Raw genomic sequence first — 19,923 nt, forward strand, 5'->3', positions numbered from 1 at the left:
CCGTGATGCCGCCAACGGGTTTCGGGCAGGGGCGCGAGGACCGCACGCCCTCGCACCACCCGCCCGCGCGCCGTTCCGCTCCCTCCCGCGATACCCCGCCCCACATGGGGAATCTCAGCCAATGGACGGATTTCATCTTTCGATGGAGCCGAAACGGGCAGGCGTACGTCCATTCCTTGACGTCCAAGGACGAGCGACGGAGGTGGCGGTGTCATGGCCGGTTTCCGGAGTCTTGCGAGACAGGTCCGCGATCCGCTGGGTGACCTGGCCCTGCGGCGGTATTCCCTGCGCAAGTGTTTGGAGAGGTTCGCCCCGTACGGGCACCGGGCGACCTGGGACCATCTGTGTGCCCGGCACGGGATCGGTCCCGAGGACCGGGCGCCCGATCCGGCGCGTCTGATGCGCGCGCTGGACGAGTTGGAGGAGGCGCGGGCCGTCTGGCTCGCGTACGAGGCGGGGTTCGCCGAGCGGCGGCGGCGCGAGAAGCACGCGGGGGTGCGGCGGCCCGGCGCGTTCGACGACTGGCACCGCCGCACCTGGGGCGGTCACGGGGTGGCCCGCTGCTGCGACCCCGGGATCCACCCCACCGAGCCGCTCGCCGAGGTCCTGCGCCGCCTGATCGCGGCGCTCGGCTCCGGCCCCGGCTCCGCCTGCCCGGTCTGCGCGGGCACCGGCATCGAGTGGCGGCAGGAGCGGGGCGAGCAGCCGTGGGCGGGCCCGGTGTGCACGGGCTGCGGCATCGCGGTGCCGCAGCCCGCGCTGACCGACCGCACGCTGGCCAGGGCCCGGCTGCCGTGGCACCGGAGGCAGGCCGCCGCCGCGGCGTGAGACGGTGTTCAGGAGGGCTGCTTGCGCTCGGGCATCAGGCGGGAGCCGGTGATCCGCTCGCCGGAGATGTCGTCGGGGTTGGACAGCACACAGGTCTCCAGCGACAGACAGCCACAGGCGATGCAGTCGGTCAGATGGTCGCGCAGGCGGTGCAACTGCGCGATCCGTTCGTCGAGTTCCTTGCGCCAGACCTCGGAGAGGCGGGCCCAGTCCTCACGGTTGGGCGTGCGCCCCTCGGGCAGTTCGGCGAGCGCGTCGCGGATCGTGGCCAGCGGAATGCCGACCCGCTGGGCCGCCCGGACGAAGGCGACCCGGCGCAGTGCGTCCCGTGAGTAGCGGCGCTGGTTGCCGCTGGTGCGGCGGCTGCTGATCAGGCCCTTGGACTCGTAGAAGTGCAGGGCCGAGACGGCGGCGCCGCTGCGCGCCGACAGCTGGCCGACCGAGAGTTCGTGGAGTGTCTGCGGGATCTGGGGCACCCCCCAAACCTACTGCCATGTCGTTGACAGGAACGCGGCGCACGACGATGCTGAGCAAGCGCTTAGACATCGCGCCGGACAGCGCGTCGAGCCGGAAGGCAGGGACCGGGAACATGGCAGAGCCGAGGATCTTCACGTCCGCGCAGGAGCTGCGGGACGGGGTGGGCGAGCAGCTGGGACACAGCGACTGGCTGGAGATCGAGCAGCAGAGGATCGACGGGTTCGCCGAGGCGACCGGCGACCACCAGTGGATCCACGTGGACCCGGAACGGGCGAAGGACGGGCCGTTCGGCACGACCATCGCGCACGGCTATCTGACGCTCTCGCTGCTGCCCGCGCTGGTACCGCAGGTGATGCGGGTCGAGGGCATGAAGATGGGCATCAACTACGGGACCAACAAGGTCCGCTTCCCCTCGACCGTCCCGGTCGGCTCGCGGCTGCGGGCCACGGCGGTGCTCCGGGACGTGACCGAGGTGGGCGGCGGCGTGCAGGTCACGGCGGTCGTCACGGTCGAGCGCGAGGGCAGCGAGAAGCCGGCCTGTGTCGCCGAGTCGGTGTCCCGCTACTACTTCTGATCCTGCCGGGCCCCCACCATCCGCAGCACGAGGTCGGCGTACAGCTCGCCGACCTCGTCGGGCGTACGGCTGCCCTGGGCGTTGAACCAGCGGGCCACGTCGATGCAGAGGGACAGCACCGCGAGCGTCGTGCCGGGGACGTCGGGGACGTCGAACTCACCGTCCCGCACCCCCTCGCTGATGATCCGGCGCACCACCGCGTCGCTCCTGCGCCGCAGCGCGACGATCTCGGTGCGGTGCTCGTCACCGAGGGCGTCCAGCTCGTACTGCACGACCCGGGCGGTGGTGTGGCGCTCCGCGTGCCAGCGGACGAAGGAGCGGACGGCCTCGGCGAGCCGTTCGGTGGCCGTGCCGTCCCGCTCGGCCTCGGCGTCGAGGACGTACAGGGCCCGCTCGTGGCCGATCTTGCTGATCCGGTGGAGCAGCTCTTCCTTGGTCTTGTAGTGGATGTAGAGCGCGGCCGGGCTCATCCCGGCCCGGCCGGCGATGTCCCGGGTGGTGGTCGCGTGGTACCCGCGCTCGGCGAAGGCGTCCACGGCGGCGACGAGGAGCCGTCGGGCCGCCTCCGGCGTGACCTCGCCCCACGGCACGTCCTCGCCGCTCGTCCCCTCCGCCGCACTCATCGCCCAGGACCCCTCTCCGTCAGCAGGACGCACACCATACCCCGAACCTGAGCAAGCGCTTAGGGGTTGCCCCGCCGGTCCTGCCGGTCAGAGCTTCTGGAAGGGGTCGTGCTCGGCGAGGATCTTCTCCAGCCGGGCCTGGTCCACCCGGCTGACGATCTGCCCGGCCTCCTGGCGGTCCCTGATCACCTTGGCCAGCGTGAAGGAGGACGTGACGAGGTAGAGCACGCCGATGGCGAGGAAGCCGCGCACCCAGCCGTCCGCGTCGAGGAAGAAGATACCGAGGGCCACCGCGCCGATCGCCACCATGAAGGAGGCGACGGCCTGGCCGTAGAAGGCGGCGGTGCTCTGCTGCTTGACCGATGTCGTGTCACTCATGGGTTCAGCATCCGCCGAGGTGGCGCAGGCCACATCCGTGCCCCTACTCAGGCCGGTACTCAGACACCCGTACGAACCCGGGCGCCGGTCAGAACGCGGAGACGCCCGTCAGCGCGCGGCCGATGATCAGCTTCTGGATCTGGCTGGTGCCCTCGTAGAGCGTCATCACGCGGGCGTCCCGCAGCAGCTTGCCGACCGGGTACTCGTCGATGTAGCCGTAGCCGCCGAAGACCTGGAGGGCGTTGTTGGCGCAGCGGACGGCGGCCTCGGAGGCGTACAGCTTGGCCTTGGACGCGGCGGTGGCGAATTCCTGGCCCCGGTCGATCAGGTCGGCGACCCGCCAGGTCAGCAGCCGGGCGGCGTCCACGTCCACCGCGATGTCGCTGAGCAGTTCCTGGACGAGCTGGTGGCGGGCGATGGTCTTGCCGAACTGCTCGCGCTCCCCGGCGTACCGCACGGCCGCGTCCAGGGCGGCCTGGGCGATGCCCACACAGCCCGCCGCGACCGACATCCGCCCCTTGGCCAGGGCGGACATGGCGATGGAGAAGCCCTTGCCCTCGGGTCCGAGAAGGCTGGACGCCGGTATCCGGACGTCACTGAGGACCAGTTCGGCGGTGGCCTGGCCGCGCAGGCCGAGCTTGCCGTGGATGGTGTGGCGGGTGAGGCCGGGGGCGTCGGTGGGGACGAGGAAGGCGGAGACGCCCCGGTGGCCCGGGGTGTCGTTCGTCCGCGCGAAGAGCAGGACGACATCGGCCCAGGTGCCGTTGGTGATGAACATCTTGGTGCCGTTGATGACGTAGTCTCCGCCGTCGCGGACGGCCCTGGTGGCGAGGTTTCCGGCGTCCGAGCCGGTGCCGGGCTCGGTGAGGCCGAAGCAGCCGATCGCCTCGCCCGACGTCAGCCGGGGCAGCCAGGCGCGCTTCTGCTCCTCGCTCCCCCAGGACGCGAGGGTCTTGGCGACCAGACCGAGCGATACGGAGACGATGCCGCGCACGGAGGAGTCGCCGCGCCCCAGCTCCTCGGTGACCAGACAGTAGGACAGGTGGTCGCCGCCGGAGCCGCCGTACTCCTCGGGGACCGTCAGTCCCAGGAAGCCGAGGTCCCCGAGCTTGCCGACGATCGACCTGTCGACATTCTCGGCCCGATCCCACGCGACGACATGCGGGGCGACCTCGCGGGCGACGAAGTCCTCGGCCAGTCGCCGGACAGCTTCCTGCTCCTCGCTGAGCGTCAGGTCCATCGTGCGCCACCCCACTCGCTTCTTCTGAGCGCCACTTTAATTAGCACTGCTAGTTTCTGGTTCGCAGGCCCTACTATGAGCCGCATGGCCCGACCGCGCAAGCCCCTCCTCAGCAGAGACCGCATCGTCGGGGCGGCGAGCGCGCTCGTGGACTCCGAGGGGCTCGACGCCGTCTCGACGCGCCGCCTGGCGGCCGTCCTGGGGGTCAGCGGGCCCTCGCTCTACAACCACTTCCGCAACAAGGAGGAGATCCTCGACGCCGTCGCCGACGCGGTCTCCGTACAGGTCGATCTGTCGATGTTCGAAGAGTCGGACCCGCGCGACTGGCGCGCGGCCCTGCACGACTGGGCACTGTCCTACCGGGCCGCCCTCGCCGCGCACCCGCACATCGTCCCGGTCCTGGCCCGGGGCCCCGGGCGCCGCCCGGCCGGGCTGCGGGTCGCCGACGCGGTGTTCGGGGCGATGACCGGCGCGGGCTGGCCGCCCGCCCAGGCCACCCGGATCGGGGCCCTGATGCGCTACTTCATCACCGGCTCGGCGCTGGGCTCCTTCGCCGCGGGATTCGTCGACGACGAGACCGCCTACGACCCCGCCGACTACCCGCACCTGGGCCAGGCCCACCTGCTGGCCGACCACCGCCGCCAGGTCGACGAAGGGGCGTTCGAGACCGGGTTGCGGGCCCTGCTGGACGGCCTGGCGCTCCAGTACGAGCAGCTCCCGGAGCGGCACGGACGGACGGGGTCCGCCGGCCCGGCGACGGTTCGGCCGGCCCCGAACCGCCCCTGACCGAGACCCGTCGATTGACGGTCCTCGACAATTCGGTGGGGTCCGAAGCGTTTCCGGCTCTACGGTCGTGGCCATGACGACGACCCCGACGCCCCTTCCGGTCTCCCCGCCGGCCCACCGCTGGCGGGCCCCCGCCGCCGCCTGCACCACCGTCGTGCTGTGGGCCTCCGCCTTCGTCTCGATCCGCAGCGCGGGCGAGGCCTACTCCCCCGGCGCCCTGGCCCTGGGGCGGCTGGCGACCGGCGCCCTGGTGCTCGGGGCGATCCTGCTCGTCCGCCGGGAGGGGCTGCCGGGGCGCGGCGCCTGGCGGGGGATCGTCACCTCCGGCGTGCTGTGGTTCGGGCTGTACATGGTGGCGCTCAACTGGGGCGAGCAGGAGGTCGACGCCGGGACGGCGGCGATGCTGGTGAACATCGGGCCGATCCTGATGGCGCTGCTGGGCGCCCGGATGCTCGGCGAGGGACTGCCGCGCCGCCTGCTGCTGGGGATGGGCATCTCGTTCTCGGGCGCGGTCGTCGTCGGCCTCGCGATGTCCGGGCACGGCGGCTCCTCCGTGCTGGGCGTGGCGCTGTGCCTGCTGGCCGCGGTGGTGTACGCGCTGGGCGTGGTGAGCCAGAAGCCGGCCCTCGCGCACGGTTCCTCGCTCCAGATCAACACCTTCGGCTGCCTGATCGGGGCCGTCGCCTGCCTCCCGTTCACCGGGATGCTGATCTCCGACGCGGCCGACGCGCCGCTGTCCGCCACCCTGAACATGGTCTACCTGGGCGTCTTCCCGACCGCGCTGGCCTTCACCACCTGGGGCTACGCGCTGGCCCGGACCACCGCGGGCCGGATGGGCGCGACCACGTACGCGGTTCCCGCGCTCGTCGTGGCGATGGCGTGGGCGGTGCTGGACGAGGTGCCGACCCTGCTCGGCGTGGCCGGCGGGGTGCTGTGCCTGGCCGGGGTGGCGGTCTCCCGGAGCCGTCAGCGGACCGTGCCCGCCCCCGGACAGCCGGACCGGCCGGTGGAGGCCCCCCGCCCGGCCGAGGAGCGCCGAGCGGAACGGACCTCGTGATCCTCTCCGGGGTGGGGCGGGACGCGGCGGGCGGGGGCGGCACGGTCAGCCGGGCACGCCGGGCCTCTCGGCCCCGGGGGTATCCGGCCGCCCCTGGAACACGACCAGAGCGCGGCCGCCCCTGCCCTCGATCATGTTGTCGAAGGCAGCGGGGATGCCGTCCAGGCCGATGTGCTCGGTGACCATCATCGACAGGTCGAAGCGGCCGGCGCGGATGTGCTCGGCGAGGACGGGCAGGTCGCGGGCCGGGTCGCTGTTGCCGTAGACGCAGCCCGTCAGGGACCGGCCCCAGTGGAAGATCTCCAGGGCGTTGAAGGTGACCTCCTGGTCCTTGCCGCCGATCCCGACGACCGTGGTGCGCCCGCCGCGCCGGGTGGATTCCCAGGCGGCCCGGATGGTCGCCGGCCGGCCGACGCACTCCACCGCGACGTCCGTGCCCTGGCCGCCCGTCAGCTTGCGGATCTCGCGCGGGGTGGTGGCGGAGGCGATGACGTAGTCGGTGGCGCCCGCCTTCCGGGCCAGCTCCTCCTTGGCCGGGGAGACGTCGACCGCGATGATCCGGGAGGCGCCCGCGATCCGGGCGGCCTGGAGCACGGCGAGGCCGACGCCGCCGATCCCGAAGACGACGACGCTCTCGCCCTCGCGGACCCGGGCGCTGTGGTGGATCGCCCCGTAGCCGGTCAGGACCGCGCAGCCGAGGAGGGCGGCGTCGGTGAGCGGGATGCCCTCGGGGGCGGGGAGCACGCAGTTCGCGGCGACGACGGTCTCCTCCGCGAAGGCCGCGACGTTGAGGCCGGGGTGGAGGTCGACTCCGTCCGCCGTACGGGCGTGGAGGCCCGCGGTCCCCTTGAGGGCGTCGGCGCAGAGCCAGACCTCGCCGATCCCGCAGTGGAAGCAGGCCCCGCAGGAGGGGGCCCAGTTGAGGACCACGCCGTCGCCGGGGGCCACCTGCGTGACGCCCTCGCCGACCGCCAGGACCGTCCCCGCGCCCTCGTGGCCGAGCACGGCCGGCACCGGGACACGCATGGTGCCGTTGGACAGGGACAGGTCGGAGTGGCAGACCCCGGCGGCGGCGAGCGCGATACGCACCTGGCCGGGGCCGGGCTCCGGCAGGACGATGTCGGTGATCTCCAACGGAGCTCCGACGGCGGGCAGTACGGCGGCGCGGACCACGAACAGACTCCTTGGTGTCGACGCGAAGGGTTGAGGGGGCTCAGAACTGGAGCGACTTGGTCTGGAGGTACTCCGCCAGACCGTGCGGCCCCAGCTCGCGCCCCACGCCCGACTGCTTGTAACCGCCGAACGGGGCCAGCGGGTTGAAGCGCCCGCCGTTGATGTCGACCTGCCCGGTGTCCATCCGGCGGGCGAAGGCCACCGCCTCCTCGTCGTCCGCGGCCCACACGGCCCCGGCGAGCCCGTACACGGTGTCGTTGGCGATCCGCAGGGCGTCGTCCACGTCCTCGTACCGCAGGATCGAGACCACCGGGCCGAAGATCTCCTCGCGGGCGATCGTCATGTCCGGGGTGACGTCGGCGAAGACGGTGGGGCTGACGTAGTAGCCGGTCTCCAGGGGCGCGTCCGGACCGCCCGCGACCAGCCGGGCGCCTTCCTCGACGCCCTTGGCGATGTAGCCGCGCACCCGGGCCTGCTGCTTGGCGTTGACGAGCGGGCCGACCCGCTCGCCGGGCACGTACTTGGTGACGGCGTTCGCCGCGAGCTCCACGGCCTGGTCGTACCGCTCGGCGTCGACGAGGATCCGGGTCCAGGCGCTGCACGTCTGGCCGGAGTTGGTCATCACGTTGGCGATGCCGACGTTGACCGCCTTGGCGAGGTCCGCGCCGGGCAGGATCACGTTGGCGGACTTGCCGCCCAGCTCCAGCGCGACCCGCTTGACGGCGGCCCCGGCGGTGGCGCCGATCTGCCTGCCGACGGCGGTGGAGCCGGTGAAGGAGACCAGGTCGACGTCCTCGTGGGCGGCGAGCGCCTGGCCGGCGACCGGTCCGAGGCCGGTGACGAGGTTGAAGACCCCGGGCGGCAGTCCGGCCGCCTCGGTGGCCTCCGCGAAGAGCTGGGCGGTGAGCGGGGTGTCCTCGGCGGGCTTGAGGACGACGGTGCAGCCCGCGGCGAGCGCGGGGGCGACCTTGGCGACGATCTGGTGGAGCGGGTAGTTCCAGGGGGTGATCGCGCCGACCACGCCGACCGGCTCCAGCAGCACGGTGGAGTTGCCGATCCGCTCCTCGAAGGCGTGGCGGGCGGCCAGTTCGGCGTACGAGGCGGCCACCAGCACGGGCACGCCCGCGTGGACCATCTGCGACAGCGGCAGGGGCGAGCCCAGCTCGGCCGTGATCGTCTCGGCCAGCGCGTCCTTGCGGGCGGCCAGCGCGTCGGCCAGCGCCGTGAGCCGGGCGGCGCGCTCGGCGGGCGGGGTCGCGGCCCACGCGGGGAAGGCGGCGCGCGCGGCCCGCACCGCCGCGTCGACGTCCTCGGCCGTTCCCGCCGGCACGTGGGCGATGACCTGCTCGTCGGCCGGATTCACGACCGCGATCGTGTCCTGGCCTGCGGCGGGCCGCCAGGCGCCGTCGATGTACATCTGGTCGTGGGCCTTCATGGCTTTTTCCTCCCGGACGGGCTGTGCGGAGCGCCGAAGCCGTGCGGCGCGGGGCACACGTCGCACCCGCCCAAACTAGCGCCGTTAGTTTTCTGACGCCAGGGAGCCACCCGAGACCCCGGTCACGCCCGGCGCGATCGGTCGCGGAGGCCGACGCCGGTCAATGCGCCCGGGGGGCGTCGTCCAGTCCGGGGGCGTCCTGGGGCAGCGGGCAGATGCGGCGGCCGTAGTGGTCGAAGACGTACAGGTGGGCCAGGTCCACCAGCAGCGGCACCTGCCCCCCGGTCCGCAGCCGCATATCGGGTCCGGTCCGCACGACCAGGTCGCCCGAGGGGATGGCGGGGTGGTCGGGGCCCCGGAGCTCCGTGGGGTCGGCGGCGGGCTCGTCGAGGGTGACGACGGGTCCGCTGATCCGGCCGGCGGCCCGGCCCCTGAGCCGCTCCAGGACGCCGACCCCGCCTCCCCCGCCGGCCGCCGCCCTACGACGGCGGGGCATCGCCCGGGGCTGGGCGGACTCCAGGTCCGGGACCACGGCGGGCCGCGAGCCGGTCCTGAGGTGGACCAGCGCCTCGTGCCCCTGGTACTCGACGTGCTCGACGATGCCGCTCAGGGCGACCTCGCCGGGGCGGGCCTGGCTGGGCGGGGCGATCCGGACCGCCTCGGAGCGCAGCCCCACGATGATCCGCCGGCCCTGCTGGATCCGGAGCAACTGGTGGTCGGGGCTGAGAGGTTCGGGCAGGGCGAGCCGCTGCCGGCCGAGGTCGATCGACATCCGGCCCTCCAGCGGCGCGTGCACGACGGCCTGGAGGAGATTGATGCGCGGGGTGCCGATGAAGGCGGCCACGAAGACGTTGTCCGGCAGGGCGTAGACCTCGCGGGGCGAGCTGACCTGCTGGAGGACCCCGCCGCGCAGCACGGCCACCCGGTCGCCGAGGGACATCGCCTCGGCCTGATCATGCGTCACATAGACGGTGGTGACGCCGAGTTCCTTGGTGAGCAGGGCGATCTCGGCGCGCAGATGGCTGCGCAGCTTCGCGTCGAGGTTGGAGAGCGGCTCGTCCATCAGGAACACGGAGGGCCGGCGGGAGATCGCCCGGCCCATCGCGACCCGCTGGCGCTCACCGCCGGAGAGCTGCGCCGGGTAGCGGTCGAGGATGTGCCCGATCCCGAGCATCCGGGCGGTGGCCTCGACGCGGGCGGTGCTGTCCTCGCGGGGGTTCTCCAGTTTCAGCGGGAATCCGATGTTGGCCCGGTTGGTCATGCTCGGGTAGAGCGCGAAGTTCTGGAACACCATCGCCATGCCGCGTTCGCGCGGCGGGGTGTGGTTGGCGTGCTCCCCGTCGAGGAACAGGTCGCCCTCGGTGATCTCCTCCAGGCCCGCGATCATGCGCAGCACGGTGGACTTGCCGCAGCCGGAGGGGCCGAGCAGCACGACGAACTCGCCCGGGTCGATGGAGAGCGTGAACCGGTCGACGGCCCGCCGGTCCCGGCCGTAGGTCTTGCTGACATGGTGCAGGGAGATCGCGCGCGTCATGAGGGTCCGCCCGAAGGGAAGTGGTGGCATCGCGGTGGGGAGCGGCGTTGTGGGGAAGCTAGCCCACCGGGCGGGGTGTGGGAATGACTCGCGCGAAGGTTGGGGCGTGGGTGTCGGGTGGGACGGTCAGCCGGAGGGCTCGGTCCCGCTCCGGACGGTCGGCGGTTCCGCGGCCGGCGCGGTGTCCGGTGGCACGGCGTCGGCGGGGCCACCGGGAGCGGGCCCGGAATCCGGCGGCACGGGTGCGGACTTCGTACGTCCGCCGTCGCGCAGCCCGAGTCCCGCCGCGCCGAACAGCCCCACCCCGAGCAGCACGAACGGGGCCGCCACCCCCACCGCGCCCGCGATCAGGCCCGCCACCGCGGGGGCGGCGACCTGGCCGAGCCGGTTGCCGGTCAGCCGGAGGGCGAGCGCGGTGGACCGGGCCCCGGCGGGGGCGGCCCGGACCACCGTGGTCATGGACAGCGGCTGGCCGACGCCGAGGCAGAAGCCGAGCACGGCGAGCATGACGGCGAGGGCCGGGACGGGCACGGGGAGGGCGACGCCCGCGCAGAGGAGCCCGGCGAGCAGACAGCTGCCGGCCAGCAGGGCTCTGCGGCCCAGCAGCCGCAGCAGCGGCGTCATCACCAGCCGGCAGGCGATCGTCGCGGCGGCCCGGAGGCTGAGCAGCAGTCCGACGGTGAGCGGCGCGATGGAGCGGTGCTCGCCGACGACCGGCAGGTAGGCGGTGAGGATGTCGGTGGCGGACAGCACCGCCATGCTGATGAGGATGCCCGCCGGGACGCCGCGTGCGCCCAGGATCGCGCGGACCGGGACCCGCCGGCCGGGCTTGCCCCCGGAGCCGGTCGCCCGGCGGTGTTCGATGCGCCGGAGCGAGGTGAGGGCGACCGCGCAGACCCCTGCCGAGACAAGGAGCGCGAGGGCGCTCGTACGGCCCAGAGCACCGCCCTCGGCGGAGATCAGCGCACCCGCCGCGACCGGGCCGACGAGCTGGCCGAGCGAGGCCCCGATGGTGAAGTGCCCGAAGTTGCGGTCCTGTTCCTCGGGCGCGGACTGCCGGGCCACGATCGACTGCGCGCCGATCACGAAGCACAGGTGGCCGAGGCCCATCACCCCGCTCCACGCGGCCATCGCGGGCAGCGAGGAGGCGATGCCGCTGAGCGCGCAGCCGCCGGAGATCAGCAGAACGCCGAGCGGCAGCAGGGGTGCGCAGCGGCCGTGGTCGGTACGGCGGCCGAGCGGCACCGCGACGAACAGCGGGAGCAGGGCGTACACCCCGGCGATCACGCCGATGGCGGCCTCGTCCGCGCCGAGCGCGAGGGCCCGGTAGGAGACGGCGGGCCGCGCCATGGACACCGCCCCCTGCGCGAAGGCGAAGGCGATGACGAGGCGCAGCAGCCAGCCCCTGCCGGGCCCGGGTCGCGGTGCGGGTGCCGCCCCAGGGCGCCGAACCATCAGATGGTGCCGAAGAGGATGCCCGCGCCGAGCACGACGAGTGAGGTGAGCACGGCCCACTTGACGGTGAAGCGGGTGTGGTCGCCGAACTCGACCTTCGCCATGCCGACGAGCACGTACACGGCGGGCACGAGCGGCGAGGACATGTGCAGGGCCTGTCCGGCCAGGGAGGCGCGGGCGATCTCCAGCGGGGAGACGCCGTGGGCGGCCCCGGCTTCGGCGAGGACCGGGACGACGCCGAAGTAGAAGCCGTCGTTGGACATGAAGTAGGTGAGCGGCAGGCTGAGGACGCCGGTGACGATGGCCATGTGCGGGCCCATCGCGTCGGGGACGGCGCCGACGACCCATGTGGCCATGTGGTCGACCATGCCCGTGCCGGTGAGGACGCCGGTGAACACGGCGGCGGCGAAGACCATGCCGGAGACGTTGAGGACGTTGTCGGCGTGGGCGGCGATCCGGGCCCGCTGGTCGGGCATGTGCGGGAAGTTGACGGTGAGGGCGAGGGCCGCGCCGAGGAGGAAGAGCACCGGGATCGGCAGCAGTTCCATGATCATCGCTGTCAGCAGGGCGACGGTGAGTCCGGCGTTGAACCAGTAGAGCTTCGGACGGAGGGTGGACCGGTTCGGGTCGAGGCCCTTGAACTCCTCCTCGTCCTCGTCGCTCTCGTCGTTCTCGTCGCCTGCGCTCGCGCCGCCGGCGCCCGCACCCGGGTGGCCGGACGCGGAACCGGAGCCGGAGGCGGCGGCGCCCTTGCGGAGGCGGTCCTCGCCGCCGGTCCCGGCCGCGCCGGCCGACACGGTCTGCGGCTCGGGCTCGCGGGCGAGCGCCTCGTCGAGGGTGAGCATGCCCAGGCGCGTGCGCTCCCGGCGGCCGAGCACGTACGCCAGCAGGAACACGGCGAGCAGCCCGACGGCCAGCGCCGGGATCATCGGCACGAAGATCTCGGAGGCGTCCAGCTTGAGCGCGGTGGCGGCACGGGCGGTGGGGCCGCCCCAGGGCAGGGTGTTCATGACGCCGTTGGCGGTGGCCGCGACACCGGTCATCACGACGAGGCTCATCTTCAGGCGTTTGTAGAGGGGATACATCGCCGAGACGGTGATCATGAAGGTGGTGGAGCCGTCGCCGTCCAGCGAGACGATCGCGGCGAGCACCGCCGTACCGACGACGATCCGCATCGGGTCGGCCTGGCAGAACTTCAGGATGCCCCGGACGATCGGGTCGAACAGGCCGACGTCGATCATCACGCCGAAGTAGACGATGGCGAACATCAGCATGGCGGCGGTGGGCGCGAGGTTGCCGACGCCTTCGATGACGTAGTCGCCGAGCTGCGCTCCCTGCCCGACGGCGACACAGAACAGTGCGGGGATCAGTACCAGCGCCGCGATCGGCGACATCTTCTTCGTCATGATCAGGACCAGGAAGGTCGCGATCATGGCGAAGCCGAGGATTGTCAGCATGGGGGATACCTAACGTTCATCCTTGAACTCCCACCGGTCTCGGCGGTCCGGACGACGTTAGGGGCCCCCTCGCAGCGTTAACAAGATGTTGACGCGTGAGCAATACGAGCAAAACCCCAGGTCAACACGGTGATGCTAGAGAGCGGGGGTCACGGAGACCGGAATGGCGTTGAGCACGGCGGTGCCGGACAGCGGATCCAGGAGGGTGCCGTCGAGCAGCTGGTTCACGTTCGCCCCGGGCCGGGCGGCGGCGACCGACAGCCGGGTGCCGGGGCGGCTGTGGCCCCAGCCGTGCGGCAGGCTCACCACTCCGCTGCGCACCGAGTCGGTGATCTCGGCGGGGGCCTCGATCCCGCCGCCCGCCGACTCGATCCGGGCGGTGGCCCCGTCCACGAGCCCGAGGCGGGCCGCGTCGTCGGGGTGGATCTGGAGGGTGCAGACGTTGGACCCGCCGGAGAGCGAGCCGATGTTGTGCATCCAGCTGTTGTTGGACCGCAGGTGGCGGCGGCCGACGAGGACGAGCGGGGCGGGCCGGTCGCCCAGCGCGCGGCGCAGGCGCGGCAGGTCGGCGGCGATCGGCTCCGGGAGCAGTTCGATGCGCCCGGAGCGGGTGCGCAGGATCTCCGGGACGCGGGGCTTCAGCGGGCCGAGGTCGATGCCGTGCGGGTGGGCGAGGAGCTGCTCCAGGGTCAGCCCGTACGGACCGAGGCGCAGCATCAGGTCCAGTCGCCGTTCGGGTCCGCTGTCCCCGGTGAGCTCGGCGGCCAGCTCCTTCGGGGCTCCGGCCCGGGTGAGCGCGGTGTCGATGGCCAGGTCGTCGACGGCGGAGGGCGGCGCGCCGTGCATGCCGCTCACGGCGAGGACGAGCCGGGCGAGGATCTCGCTCTCGTCCATCCGGCCGTCCTGGAGGGGGAGCGCGGCGCGGGTGTAGCGCACCTGGTTGTGCACGGCCAGGGAGTTGAGCGCGAAGTCGAAGTGGGCGCTCTGCGAGGGCGGCGGCGGCGGCAGGACGACGTCGGCGTGGCGGGAGGTCTCGTTGAGATACGGGTCGACGCTGACCATGAAGTCGAGCCGGTCGGCGAGGGCCGCGTCGAGGCGGTCGCCGTCGGGCGCGGAGAGCACGGGGTTGGCCGCGAGGACCAGCAGGGCGCGGATGCGGCCCTCGCCCGGGGTCTCGATCTCCTCGGCGAGGGCCGCGATGGGCAGTTCGCCCTTGGCCTCGGGGTGCCCGGAGACCCGGCTCGCCCAGCGGCCGAGCGCGAACCCCTTGCCCGGGGCGGCGGCGCGTGGGGCGCGCGCGGTGGCGGAGAGCGGGAACAGCGCGCCGCCCGGACGGTCCAGGTTGCCGGTGAGGATGTTGAGGACGTCCACCAGCCAGCTGGCGAGGGTGCCGTGTTCGACGGTGCAGCTGCCGATGCGGCCGTAGACGGCGGCGGTGGGGGCGGCGGCGAGTTCGCGGGCGATCGCGGTGATGGTGTCCGCGTCCACGTCGCAGGCGGCGGCCACCGCTTCCGGGGTGAAGTCCGCCAGGGCCGGGGCGAGTTGGTCGATCCCCTCCAGGTGCTCGGCGAGCGGTCCGGGGTCGGCGAGCTGCTCGTCGATGAGGGTGTGCGCGATGGCGGCCAGCAGCAGGGCGTCGGCTCCGGGCCGGATCGCGACGTGCCGGTCGGCGATGCGGGCGGTGCGGGTGCGGCGCGGGTCGATGACGGTGAGGGTGCCGCCGCGCCGGCGCAGGGCCTTGAGCCGGCCGGGGAAGTCGGGGGCGGTGCAGAGACTGCCGTTGGACTCCAGCGGGTTCGCGCCGATCAGGAGGAGGTGGTCGGTGCGGTCGAGATCCGGTACGGCAATGGCCTGCGCGTCGCCGAAGAGCAGGCCGCTGGAGACGTGCTTGGGCATCTGGTCCAGGGTGCTCGCGGTGAAGACGTTGCGGGTGCGCAGGGCCGCGAGCAGCAGGGGCGGGTAGAGGGAGCCCGCCATCGTGTGCACGTTGGGGTTGCCGAGGACCACGCCGACGGCCCTTGACCCGTGGGCCTGCGTCAGGGCCGGTATCCGTGCGGCGATCAGGTCGAACGCCTCGCCCCAGGTGGCTTCGCGCAGCTCCCCGTCGTCGCCGCGTACGAGCGGGACGCGCAAGCGGTCGGGGTCGGCGTCGAGCCCTCCGAACGAAGCGCCCTTGGGGCAGATGAATCCCTGGCTGAAGAGGTCGTCGCGGTCGCCGCGCGCCCCGGTGACGGAATTGCCCTCGATGGTCAGGACGAGGCCGCAGGTGGCCTCGCAGAGGGGGCAGATACGCGGAGCGGTGCGGGATTCGTGGGACATGGGCCCTCCCCGGGGCTGCTGCGGCGACGGCGCGCGGACATGGGCCGGGCGGGCGTGGGAGCCCCGGCACGGCCGAGCATACCGACCGGTACGCATGGTGGGGAGGTGTCGAGCGGAGCAAAGGGCGGACGCGGGGGCGCCGCTCAGTCGAGCGTCTGGGCGAGGTAGGACCTGACCAGGGTCCGGGTCTCGGCGACGATGGCCGCGTCCCCCGACGGATCCGTGCGGAAGGCGAGCTGGAGCAGCGCGTCGGCGGCCTCGACGCTCACCAGGATCGCCCGGGACAGCCCCTCGTCGGGCCGGCGGCCGAGGTGGCCGGCGAGCAGTGCGGCGAGCCGGTCCGCCAGGCGACGGTTGGCGTCGTCCGCCGCCCCCTCCGCCGGGAACGGCGGACCGAAGTCGACGAGGGCGAAGCCGGGGACGCTGCGCTTCATCGCCAGGTACTCGTCGAGCACCGCGTCGATGGCGGCGCGCCAGTCGGCGGCGGGGAGGCCCGCGAGCCGGGCGGCGATGCGGTCGGCGTAGGTGTCCAGGTTGCGCAGCGCGAGGGCGTCGACGAGCGCGCGCTTGTTGGAGAAGAAGCGGTAGACGGAGCCGATGGGCACCTCGGCACGCTCGGCGACGGCCCGGGTGGTGAGCTGCTCGTAGCCGGTCTCGTCGAGGAGGCCGGCGCAGGAGTCGAGTATCCGGGCCAGGCGGTCGGCGCTGCGCTGCTGCACGGGGGCGCGCCGGAGGTTCGGGTTGACAGGAGGCACGGGCCCCATGATGCCGTGCCCCCTCCGCCCGTCGGACGGCAGCCGTACCCGACGCGGGAGAGCCCCTTCCCCGCACAGGCCCCGAATGGCGCGATGTATGCCGTTGACGCACCCCTCTCCTATTCCTACGGTAGTACATAGGATTCGCCGTCCGGTGGATCCGAGGGCTTTCTTGGGCACCGGGAGTGCGGGATGAGCGCGATCGACGAGGCGAGGAAGACGGCCGAGGGGCTGACGTATTCCTCCGGCTTCGGCAACGAGCACGGCTCCGAGGCGGTGCCCGGGGCGCTGCCGCACGGCCGCAACTCCCCCCAGCGCGCCCCGCTCGGGCTGTACGCGGAGCAGCTGAGCGGTTCGGCCTTCACCGAGCCGCGCGCGGACAACCGCCGCTCCTGGCTCTACCGGATCCGCCCCTCCGCCGCCCACCCGGCGTTCACCCGGACCGACAACGGGGGCCTGCGCTCGGCGCCCTTCACCGAGACCGTGCCGGACCCGAACCGGCTGCGCTGGAACCCGCTGCCCGACCCCGCGCCCGGCACGGACTTCCTGAGCGGCCTGTGGACGCTCGGCGGCAACGGCGACGCCGCCCAGCGCGCCGGCATGGCGATCCATCTCTACAGCGCCAACTCCTCCATGAACGGCCGGGTGTTCAGCGACTCCGACGGGGAGCTGCTGATCGTCCCCGAGCGCGGCGGACTCCTCCTGCGGACCGAACTGGGCCTGCTGCACGTCGAACCGGGCCACATCGCGCTGATCCCGCGCGGCATCCGCTTCCGGGTGGAGCTGCTGGAGGATACCGCGCGCGGATACGTCTGCGAGAACTACGGCCGCCCGTTCGCGCTGCCCGACCTCGGCCCGATCGGCGCCAACGGCCTGGCGAACGCCCGGGACTTCCTCGCCCCCGTCGCCGCGTACGAGAACCACGAGGGCCCGGTGGAGGTGGTCAACAAGTTCTGCGGGAACCTCTGGTCGGCGACGTACGACCACTCGCCGCTCGACGTGGTCGCCTGGCACGGGAACCACACCCCGTACGTCTACGACCTGCGCCGGTTCAATGTGATCGGCACGATCAGCTACGACCACCCCGACCCGTCGATCTTCACGGTGCTGACCTCGCCGTCCGACACCCCGGGGCTGGCCGGAGTGGACTTCGTCGTCTTCGCCCCGCGCTGGCTGGTCGGCGAGAACACCTTCCGCCCGCCCTACTTCCACCGCAACGTGATGAGTGAGTACATGGGCCTGATCGAGGGGGCGTACGACGCGAAGGCCGACGGCTTCGTCCCCGGCGGCGGCTCCCTGCACAACATGATGTCGGCCCACGGACCGGACCGGGAGACCTTCGACCGGGCGAGCGCGGCGGAGCTGAGGCCGCAGAAGATCGACGACGGCCTGGCCTTCATGTTCGAGACCCGCTGGCCGGTCACGGCGACCGCCCAGGCAGCCGGGTCCGACCGGCTGCAGCGCGGCTACGACGACGTGTGGCAGGGTCTGAGCCGCAACTTCCGGCCGTAGACGGCGGAAGGGCCACAGGGACGGGGACGACGTGACAAAGAGCCACGAGAGAGCCGGGGCGGACGCCCGGGGAGACACGGATGCGGACGTCCCGGCCGGGCCGGGCGCGAACACCACGGCGGGCGCCACGGCGGCCGGGCCGGGCCCGGACGCCAAGGCGGCCAGGGCGCCGCAACCGCCCGCCTTCGCCCCCGACTCCCTCGTCCTGAACCGGAGGCTGCCGCTCTGGTACCAGGTCTCCCAGTCCCTGCGGGCCTCCGTACTGGGCCGCCCGCAGGACGCCCCCGCCCGGCTGCCCACCGAGGAGCAGCTGGCCGCGCACTACGGCGTCAGCGTCCTCACCATGCGCCAGGCGCTCAAGGAGCTGGAGACGGAGGGGCTGATCAGCCGGCACCGGCGGCGCGGCACGTTCATCGAGCCGCGCGCCCGGCGGGTCTCCCCGGTCCGGCTGCTGGGCTCGGTCGACGCGATCGTGGCCCAGCAGTCCGGGGACGCGACGACCGTCCTCAGCCACGGCCCGACGCCGGTGCCCGGTGAGTTCGCCGAGTTCTTCCCGGACTGCGCCGAGGTGATCAGCTACCGGCGGCTGCGCCGCGACGGCCAGAGCGACGAGCCCACCAACTGGGCGGAGAACGCGGTACGCCCCGACGTCGCCGCCCGGATCGAGCTGGCCGCCCTCGAACGCTGGCCGATGACCAAGGTCCTGCGCGACGTCGCCGGGGTGAATATCTCCCGGATCACCGACACGGTGGAGGCGCGGCTCGCCGATCCCGTCACCGCCGAGCTGCTCCAGGTCCCGCTGCTCAGCCCGATCCTGCACTACACGGGGGTGACGTACGACGCGGAGGGGCGCGTGGTGGACGTGGCCCGGATCCGCTACCGGGGCGACCGGTTCTCCTTCTCCGTGACGGTGGACGCCCACTGACCCCGCCCCACGGGGACGCCGCCCGCCGTTACGATGCGAAAGGGTCACCGCGGACAGGGGAGGACGGGCAGGTGGGAGTGGGCGGGGAGGGGACGGCCGGCCGCGACGGGGACACGGCGTCCACGCCGCCGGGGACGCCCTCGGCGCTGGACGGGCTCGTCCCGCTGGACGAGCTGATGCCGTGGTCCGTACGGCCGCTGCGGACCGGTCGCGCCTGGGTGAGCGGCCCCGACCCCGCGGCACTCCGGGCCCGCTGGGAACGGCTGGCCGCCGCCGGCGCCGCCGAGCAGGAGCGGCTGTTCGCGTCCACCCGTTCCCGTACGCCGCGCACCTCGGTCGCGGCGCTGCCCGGCCGGTCCGCCGGGACGGGCCGCTTCGCCCGGACGCCGGGCCCCTGCCCCGACCCCGTACGGATCCTGCACGGCCCCTACGACGAACAGTGGCTGCTGCCCGACCACCGGCTGATCGACGCGGCCCGCCCCGAGCTGTGGCGGGTCGCCGACGGGCAGCAGCTCTTCGCGGTCGAGCACAGCGCCGCCCCCGAGGATGCCGGGCCCGCCCTGTCGGTGACCGCGCTGCTGCCCGACGGGCACTCCCCCGCCGGGCGGCCCGGCCGGATCAGGCCGCTCTTCCGCAGGCCCGGCGGCACGGAACCCAATCTGGCGCCGGGGCTCCTGGACCTGCTGCGCGGGCGGCTCGGCGGCGGGGCGGACACCGGCGACTTCACCCCGCAGGCGGTGCTGGCCTGGATCCTGGCGGCCGCCCGGCCCTCCGCCACCGGCCCCCGGGTCCCGCTGCCGGCCGACGCGCAGGCGTGGTCGGCGGGGGTGGCGCTCGGCCGGGAGCTGACACGGCTCCAGTTGCGCGGGGCCCGGGGCGGCGAGCGCCCCCGGCTGCCGGGCGGGCGCAGGCCCTATGTGCGGGCGGCCCTCCCGGCCCGCCCCTCGGAGCTGTCCTACGACGCCGGGGACGAGGCGCTGATCGTCGGCGACGGCCGGATCTCGCCGGTGCCCGCGGCGGCCTGGGCGTTCACGGTGGGCGGGGTGCGGGTGCTGGAGCTCTGGTTCGGGCGCCGGGCCGCGTCGGCGGCGGGCCGGGGGCCGGACGGCGCGGCCCCGGACGGTCTCGAGGCCGTCGGCGCGCGCGGCTGGCCCCGGGAGTGGACCTCGGAGCTGCTCGAACTCATCACCGTGCTGGCCCTGCTGGACGGCACGGCGGGGCCCCGGAAGGACCTGCGGGACCGGCTGGAGGCGGGGCAGCTGATCGCCCCCGCCGAGCTGCGGGCGGCGGGGGTGCTGCCGGTTCCCGCCTCGGCCCGGCGTCCCGCCTCGGTGCTCGGGCACCAGGAGGAGGGCCCGGAGGGACAGTTCGCGCTGCTGTAGCGGCGGCCCGGGG

At 73.5% G+C, this 19,923-nt stretch carries 18 protein-coding genes; 7 read left to right on the forward strand and 11 right to left on the reverse strand.

Annotation, left to right across the window (positions count from 1 at the left end; genetic code table 11):
* Positions 1-213: 213 nt before the first annotated feature.
* On the forward strand, positions 214-828 hold the full coding sequence (locus ACH4UK_RS25145; RefSeq protein WP_398359756.1) for a hypothetical protein: 615 nt from the start codon (positions 214-216) through the stop codon (positions 826-828).
* 8 nt (positions 829-836) lie between these two features.
* Here ACH4UK_RS25145 and soxR read toward each other — a convergent pair whose 3' ends face one another.
* The gene (soxR, locus tag ACH4UK_RS25150) at positions 837-1,304 is read right to left on the reverse strand and encodes a redox-sensitive transcriptional activator SoxR (RefSeq protein WP_398359758.1); all 468 of its coding nucleotides are present in this window, start codon (positions 1,302-1,304) and stop codon (positions 837-839) included.
* Positions 1,305-1,417: 113 nt separating this feature from the next.
* Between soxR and ACH4UK_RS25155 the strand changes: the two genes are divergently transcribed.
* On the forward strand, positions 1,418-1,879 hold the full coding sequence (locus ACH4UK_RS25155; protein WP_398359760.1) for a MaoC family dehydratase: 462 nt from the start codon (positions 1,418-1,420) through the stop codon (positions 1,877-1,879).
* Here the strand turns inward: ACH4UK_RS25155 and ACH4UK_RS25160 are convergent.
* From ACH4UK_RS25160 to ACH4UK_RS25170, 3 genes are all read right to left on the reverse strand, one after another.
* The gene (locus ACH4UK_RS25160) at positions 1,870-2,502 is read right to left on the reverse strand and encodes a TetR/AcrR family transcriptional regulator (protein WP_398359762.1); all 633 of its coding nucleotides are present in this window, start codon (positions 2,500-2,502) and stop codon (positions 1,870-1,872) included. The genes ACH4UK_RS25155 and ACH4UK_RS25160 overlap by 10 nt on opposite strands.
* Positions 2,503-2,589: 87 nt before the next feature.
* Positions 2,590-2,880, reverse strand: a complete 291-nt coding sequence (locus ACH4UK_RS25165; RefSeq protein ID WP_398359763.1) for a YiaA/YiaB family inner membrane protein — start codon at positions 2,878-2,880, stop codon at positions 2,590-2,592.
* Positions 2,881-2,968: 88 nt separating this feature from the next.
* On the reverse strand, positions 2,969-4,120 hold the full coding sequence (locus tag ACH4UK_RS25170; protein WP_398359764.1) for an acyl-CoA dehydrogenase family protein: 1,152 nt from the start codon (positions 4,118-4,120) through the stop codon (positions 2,969-2,971).
* An 84-nt stretch (positions 4,121-4,204) separates the two neighbouring features.
* Between ACH4UK_RS25170 and ACH4UK_RS25175 the strand changes: the two genes are divergently transcribed.
* Positions 4,205-4,906, forward strand: a complete 702-nt coding sequence (locus ACH4UK_RS25175) for a TetR/AcrR family transcriptional regulator (RefSeq protein ID WP_398359766.1) — start codon at positions 4,205-4,207, stop codon at positions 4,904-4,906.
* Between the two features lie 73 nt (positions 4,907-4,979).
* Complete coding sequence (locus ACH4UK_RS25180) at positions 4,980-5,963, forward strand: DMT family transporter (protein ID WP_398359768.1); 984 nt, start codon at positions 4,980-4,982, stop codon at positions 5,961-5,963.
* A gap of 45 nt (positions 5,964-6,008) precedes the next feature.
* Here the strand turns inward: ACH4UK_RS25180 and ACH4UK_RS25185 are convergent, their stop codons facing one another.
* From ACH4UK_RS25185 to ACH4UK_RS25215, 7 genes are all read right to left on the reverse strand, one after another.
* Positions 6,009-7,136 (reverse strand): Zn-dependent alcohol dehydrogenase, encoded by a 1,128-nt coding sequence (locus ACH4UK_RS25185; protein WP_398359770.1) that lies wholly within the window; start codon positions 7,134-7,136, stop codon positions 6,009-6,011.
* Positions 7,137-7,176: 40 nt separating this feature from the next.
* Positions 7,177-8,571 carry an aldehyde dehydrogenase family protein gene (locus tag ACH4UK_RS25190; RefSeq protein ID WP_398359772.1) on the reverse strand — a complete coding sequence of 465 codons (1,395 nt, stop codon included), beginning with the start codon at positions 8,569-8,571 and terminating at the stop codon, positions 7,177-7,179.
* A 160-nt stretch (positions 8,572-8,731) separates the two neighbouring features.
* Positions 8,732-10,105 (reverse strand): ABC transporter ATP-binding protein, encoded by a 1,374-nt coding sequence (locus ACH4UK_RS25195; protein WP_398359773.1) that lies wholly within the window; start codon positions 10,103-10,105, stop codon positions 8,732-8,734.
* A gap of 126 nt (positions 10,106-10,231) precedes the next feature.
* Positions 10,232-11,560 (reverse strand): MFS transporter, encoded by a 1,329-nt coding sequence (locus ACH4UK_RS25200; protein ID WP_398359775.1) that lies wholly within the window; start codon positions 11,558-11,560, stop codon positions 10,232-10,234.
* Positions 11,560-13,017, reverse strand: a complete 1,458-nt coding sequence (locus ACH4UK_RS25205) for a CitMHS family transporter (protein WP_398359777.1) — start codon at positions 13,015-13,017, stop codon at positions 11,560-11,562. The genes ACH4UK_RS25200 and ACH4UK_RS25205 overlap by 1 nt, the downstream gene beginning before the upstream one ends.
* Positions 13,018-13,152: 135 nt before the next feature.
* On the reverse strand, positions 13,153-15,336 hold the full coding sequence (locus ACH4UK_RS25210) for a molybdopterin-dependent oxidoreductase (RefSeq protein WP_398359779.1): 2,184 nt from the start codon (positions 15,334-15,336) through the stop codon (positions 13,153-13,155).
* 143 nt (positions 15,337-15,479) lie between these two features.
* Entirely contained in the window at positions 15,480-16,100 is a 621-nt protein-coding gene (locus ACH4UK_RS25215; RefSeq protein WP_398359781.1) for a TetR family transcriptional regulator, read from the reverse strand.
* Between the two features lie 183 nt (positions 16,101-16,283).
* Between ACH4UK_RS25215 and hmgA the strand changes: the two genes are divergently transcribed.
* The 3 genes from hmgA to ACH4UK_RS25230 all read left to right on the forward strand — a co-directional run bounded on the left by hmgA (position 16,284) and on the right by ACH4UK_RS25230 (position 19,910).
* The gene (gene hmgA / locus ACH4UK_RS25220; protein WP_398359783.1) at positions 16,284-17,603 is read left to right on the forward strand and encodes a homogentisate 1,2-dioxygenase; all 1,320 of its coding nucleotides are present in this window, start codon (positions 16,284-16,286) and stop codon (positions 17,601-17,603) included.
* A 31-nt stretch (positions 17,604-17,634) separates the two neighbouring features.
* Entirely contained in the window at positions 17,635-18,528 is an 894-nt protein-coding gene (locus tag ACH4UK_RS25225) for a GntR family transcriptional regulator (RefSeq protein ID WP_398359785.1), read from the forward strand.
* A 77-nt stretch (positions 18,529-18,605) separates the two neighbouring features.
* Entirely contained in the window at positions 18,606-19,910 is a 1,305-nt protein-coding gene (locus ACH4UK_RS25230) for a type ISP restriction/modification enzyme (RefSeq protein ID WP_398359945.1), read from the forward strand.
* Positions 19,911-19,923: the final 13 nt, after the last annotated feature.

Source organism: Streptomyces sp. NPDC020884, from assembly GCF_044333935.1.
Lineage (GTDB): Bacteria > Actinomycetota > Actinomycetes > Streptomycetales > Streptomycetaceae > Streptomyces.

What these genes read in the sequence shown, in the direction of transcription:
- ACH4UK_RS25215 (WP_398359781.1), bottom strand. Translation starts at nt 16,100, where the DNA reads ATGGGGCCCGTGCCTCCTGTCAACCCGAACCTCCGGCGCGCCCCCGTG.
- ACH4UK_RS25200 (WP_398359775.1), bottom strand. Translation starts at nt 11,560, where the DNA reads ATGGTTCGGCGCCCTGGGGCGGCACCCGCACCGCGACCCGGGCCCGGC.
- hmgA (WP_398359783.1), top strand. Translation starts at nt 16,284, where the DNA reads ATGAGCGCGATCGACGAGGCGAGGAAGACGGCCGAGGGGCTGACGTAT.
- ACH4UK_RS25160 (WP_398359762.1), bottom strand. Translation starts at nt 2,502, where the DNA reads ATGAGTGCGGCGGAGGGGACGAGCGGCGAGGACGTGCCGTGGGGCGAG.
- ACH4UK_RS25195 (WP_398359773.1), bottom strand. Translation starts at nt 10,105, where the DNA reads ATGACGCGCGCGATCTCCCTGCACCATGTCAGCAAGACCTACGGCCGG.
- ACH4UK_RS25210 (WP_398359779.1), bottom strand. Translation starts at nt 15,336, where the DNA reads ATGTCCCACGAATCCCGCACCGCTCCGCGTATCTGCCCCCTCTGCGAG.
- ACH4UK_RS25170 (WP_398359764.1), bottom strand. Translation starts at nt 4,120, where the DNA reads ATGGACCTGACGCTCAGCGAGGAGCAGGAAGCTGTCCGGCGACTGGCC.
- ACH4UK_RS25145 (WP_398359756.1), top strand. Translation starts at nt 214, where the DNA reads ATGGCCGGTTTCCGGAGTCTTGCGAGACAGGTCCGCGATCCGCTGGGT.
- ACH4UK_RS25190 (WP_398359772.1), bottom strand. Translation starts at nt 8,571, where the DNA reads ATGAAGGCCCACGACCAGATGTACATCGACGGCGCCTGGCGGCCCGCC.
- ACH4UK_RS25205 (WP_398359777.1), bottom strand. Translation starts at nt 13,017, where the DNA reads ATGCTGACAATCCTCGGCTTCGCCATGATCGCGACCTTCCTGGTCCTG.
- ACH4UK_RS25155 (WP_398359760.1), top strand. Translation starts at nt 1,418, where the DNA reads ATGGCAGAGCCGAGGATCTTCACGTCCGCGCAGGAGCTGCGGGACGGG.
- ACH4UK_RS25165 (WP_398359763.1), bottom strand. Translation starts at nt 2,880, where the DNA reads ATGAGTGACACGACATCGGTCAAGCAGCAGAGCACCGCCGCCTTCTAC.
- ACH4UK_RS25175 (WP_398359766.1), top strand. Translation starts at nt 4,205, where the DNA reads ATGGCCCGACCGCGCAAGCCCCTCCTCAGCAGAGACCGCATCGTCGGG.
- ACH4UK_RS25180 (WP_398359768.1), top strand. Translation starts at nt 4,980, where the DNA reads ATGACGACGACCCCGACGCCCCTTCCGGTCTCCCCGCCGGCCCACCGC.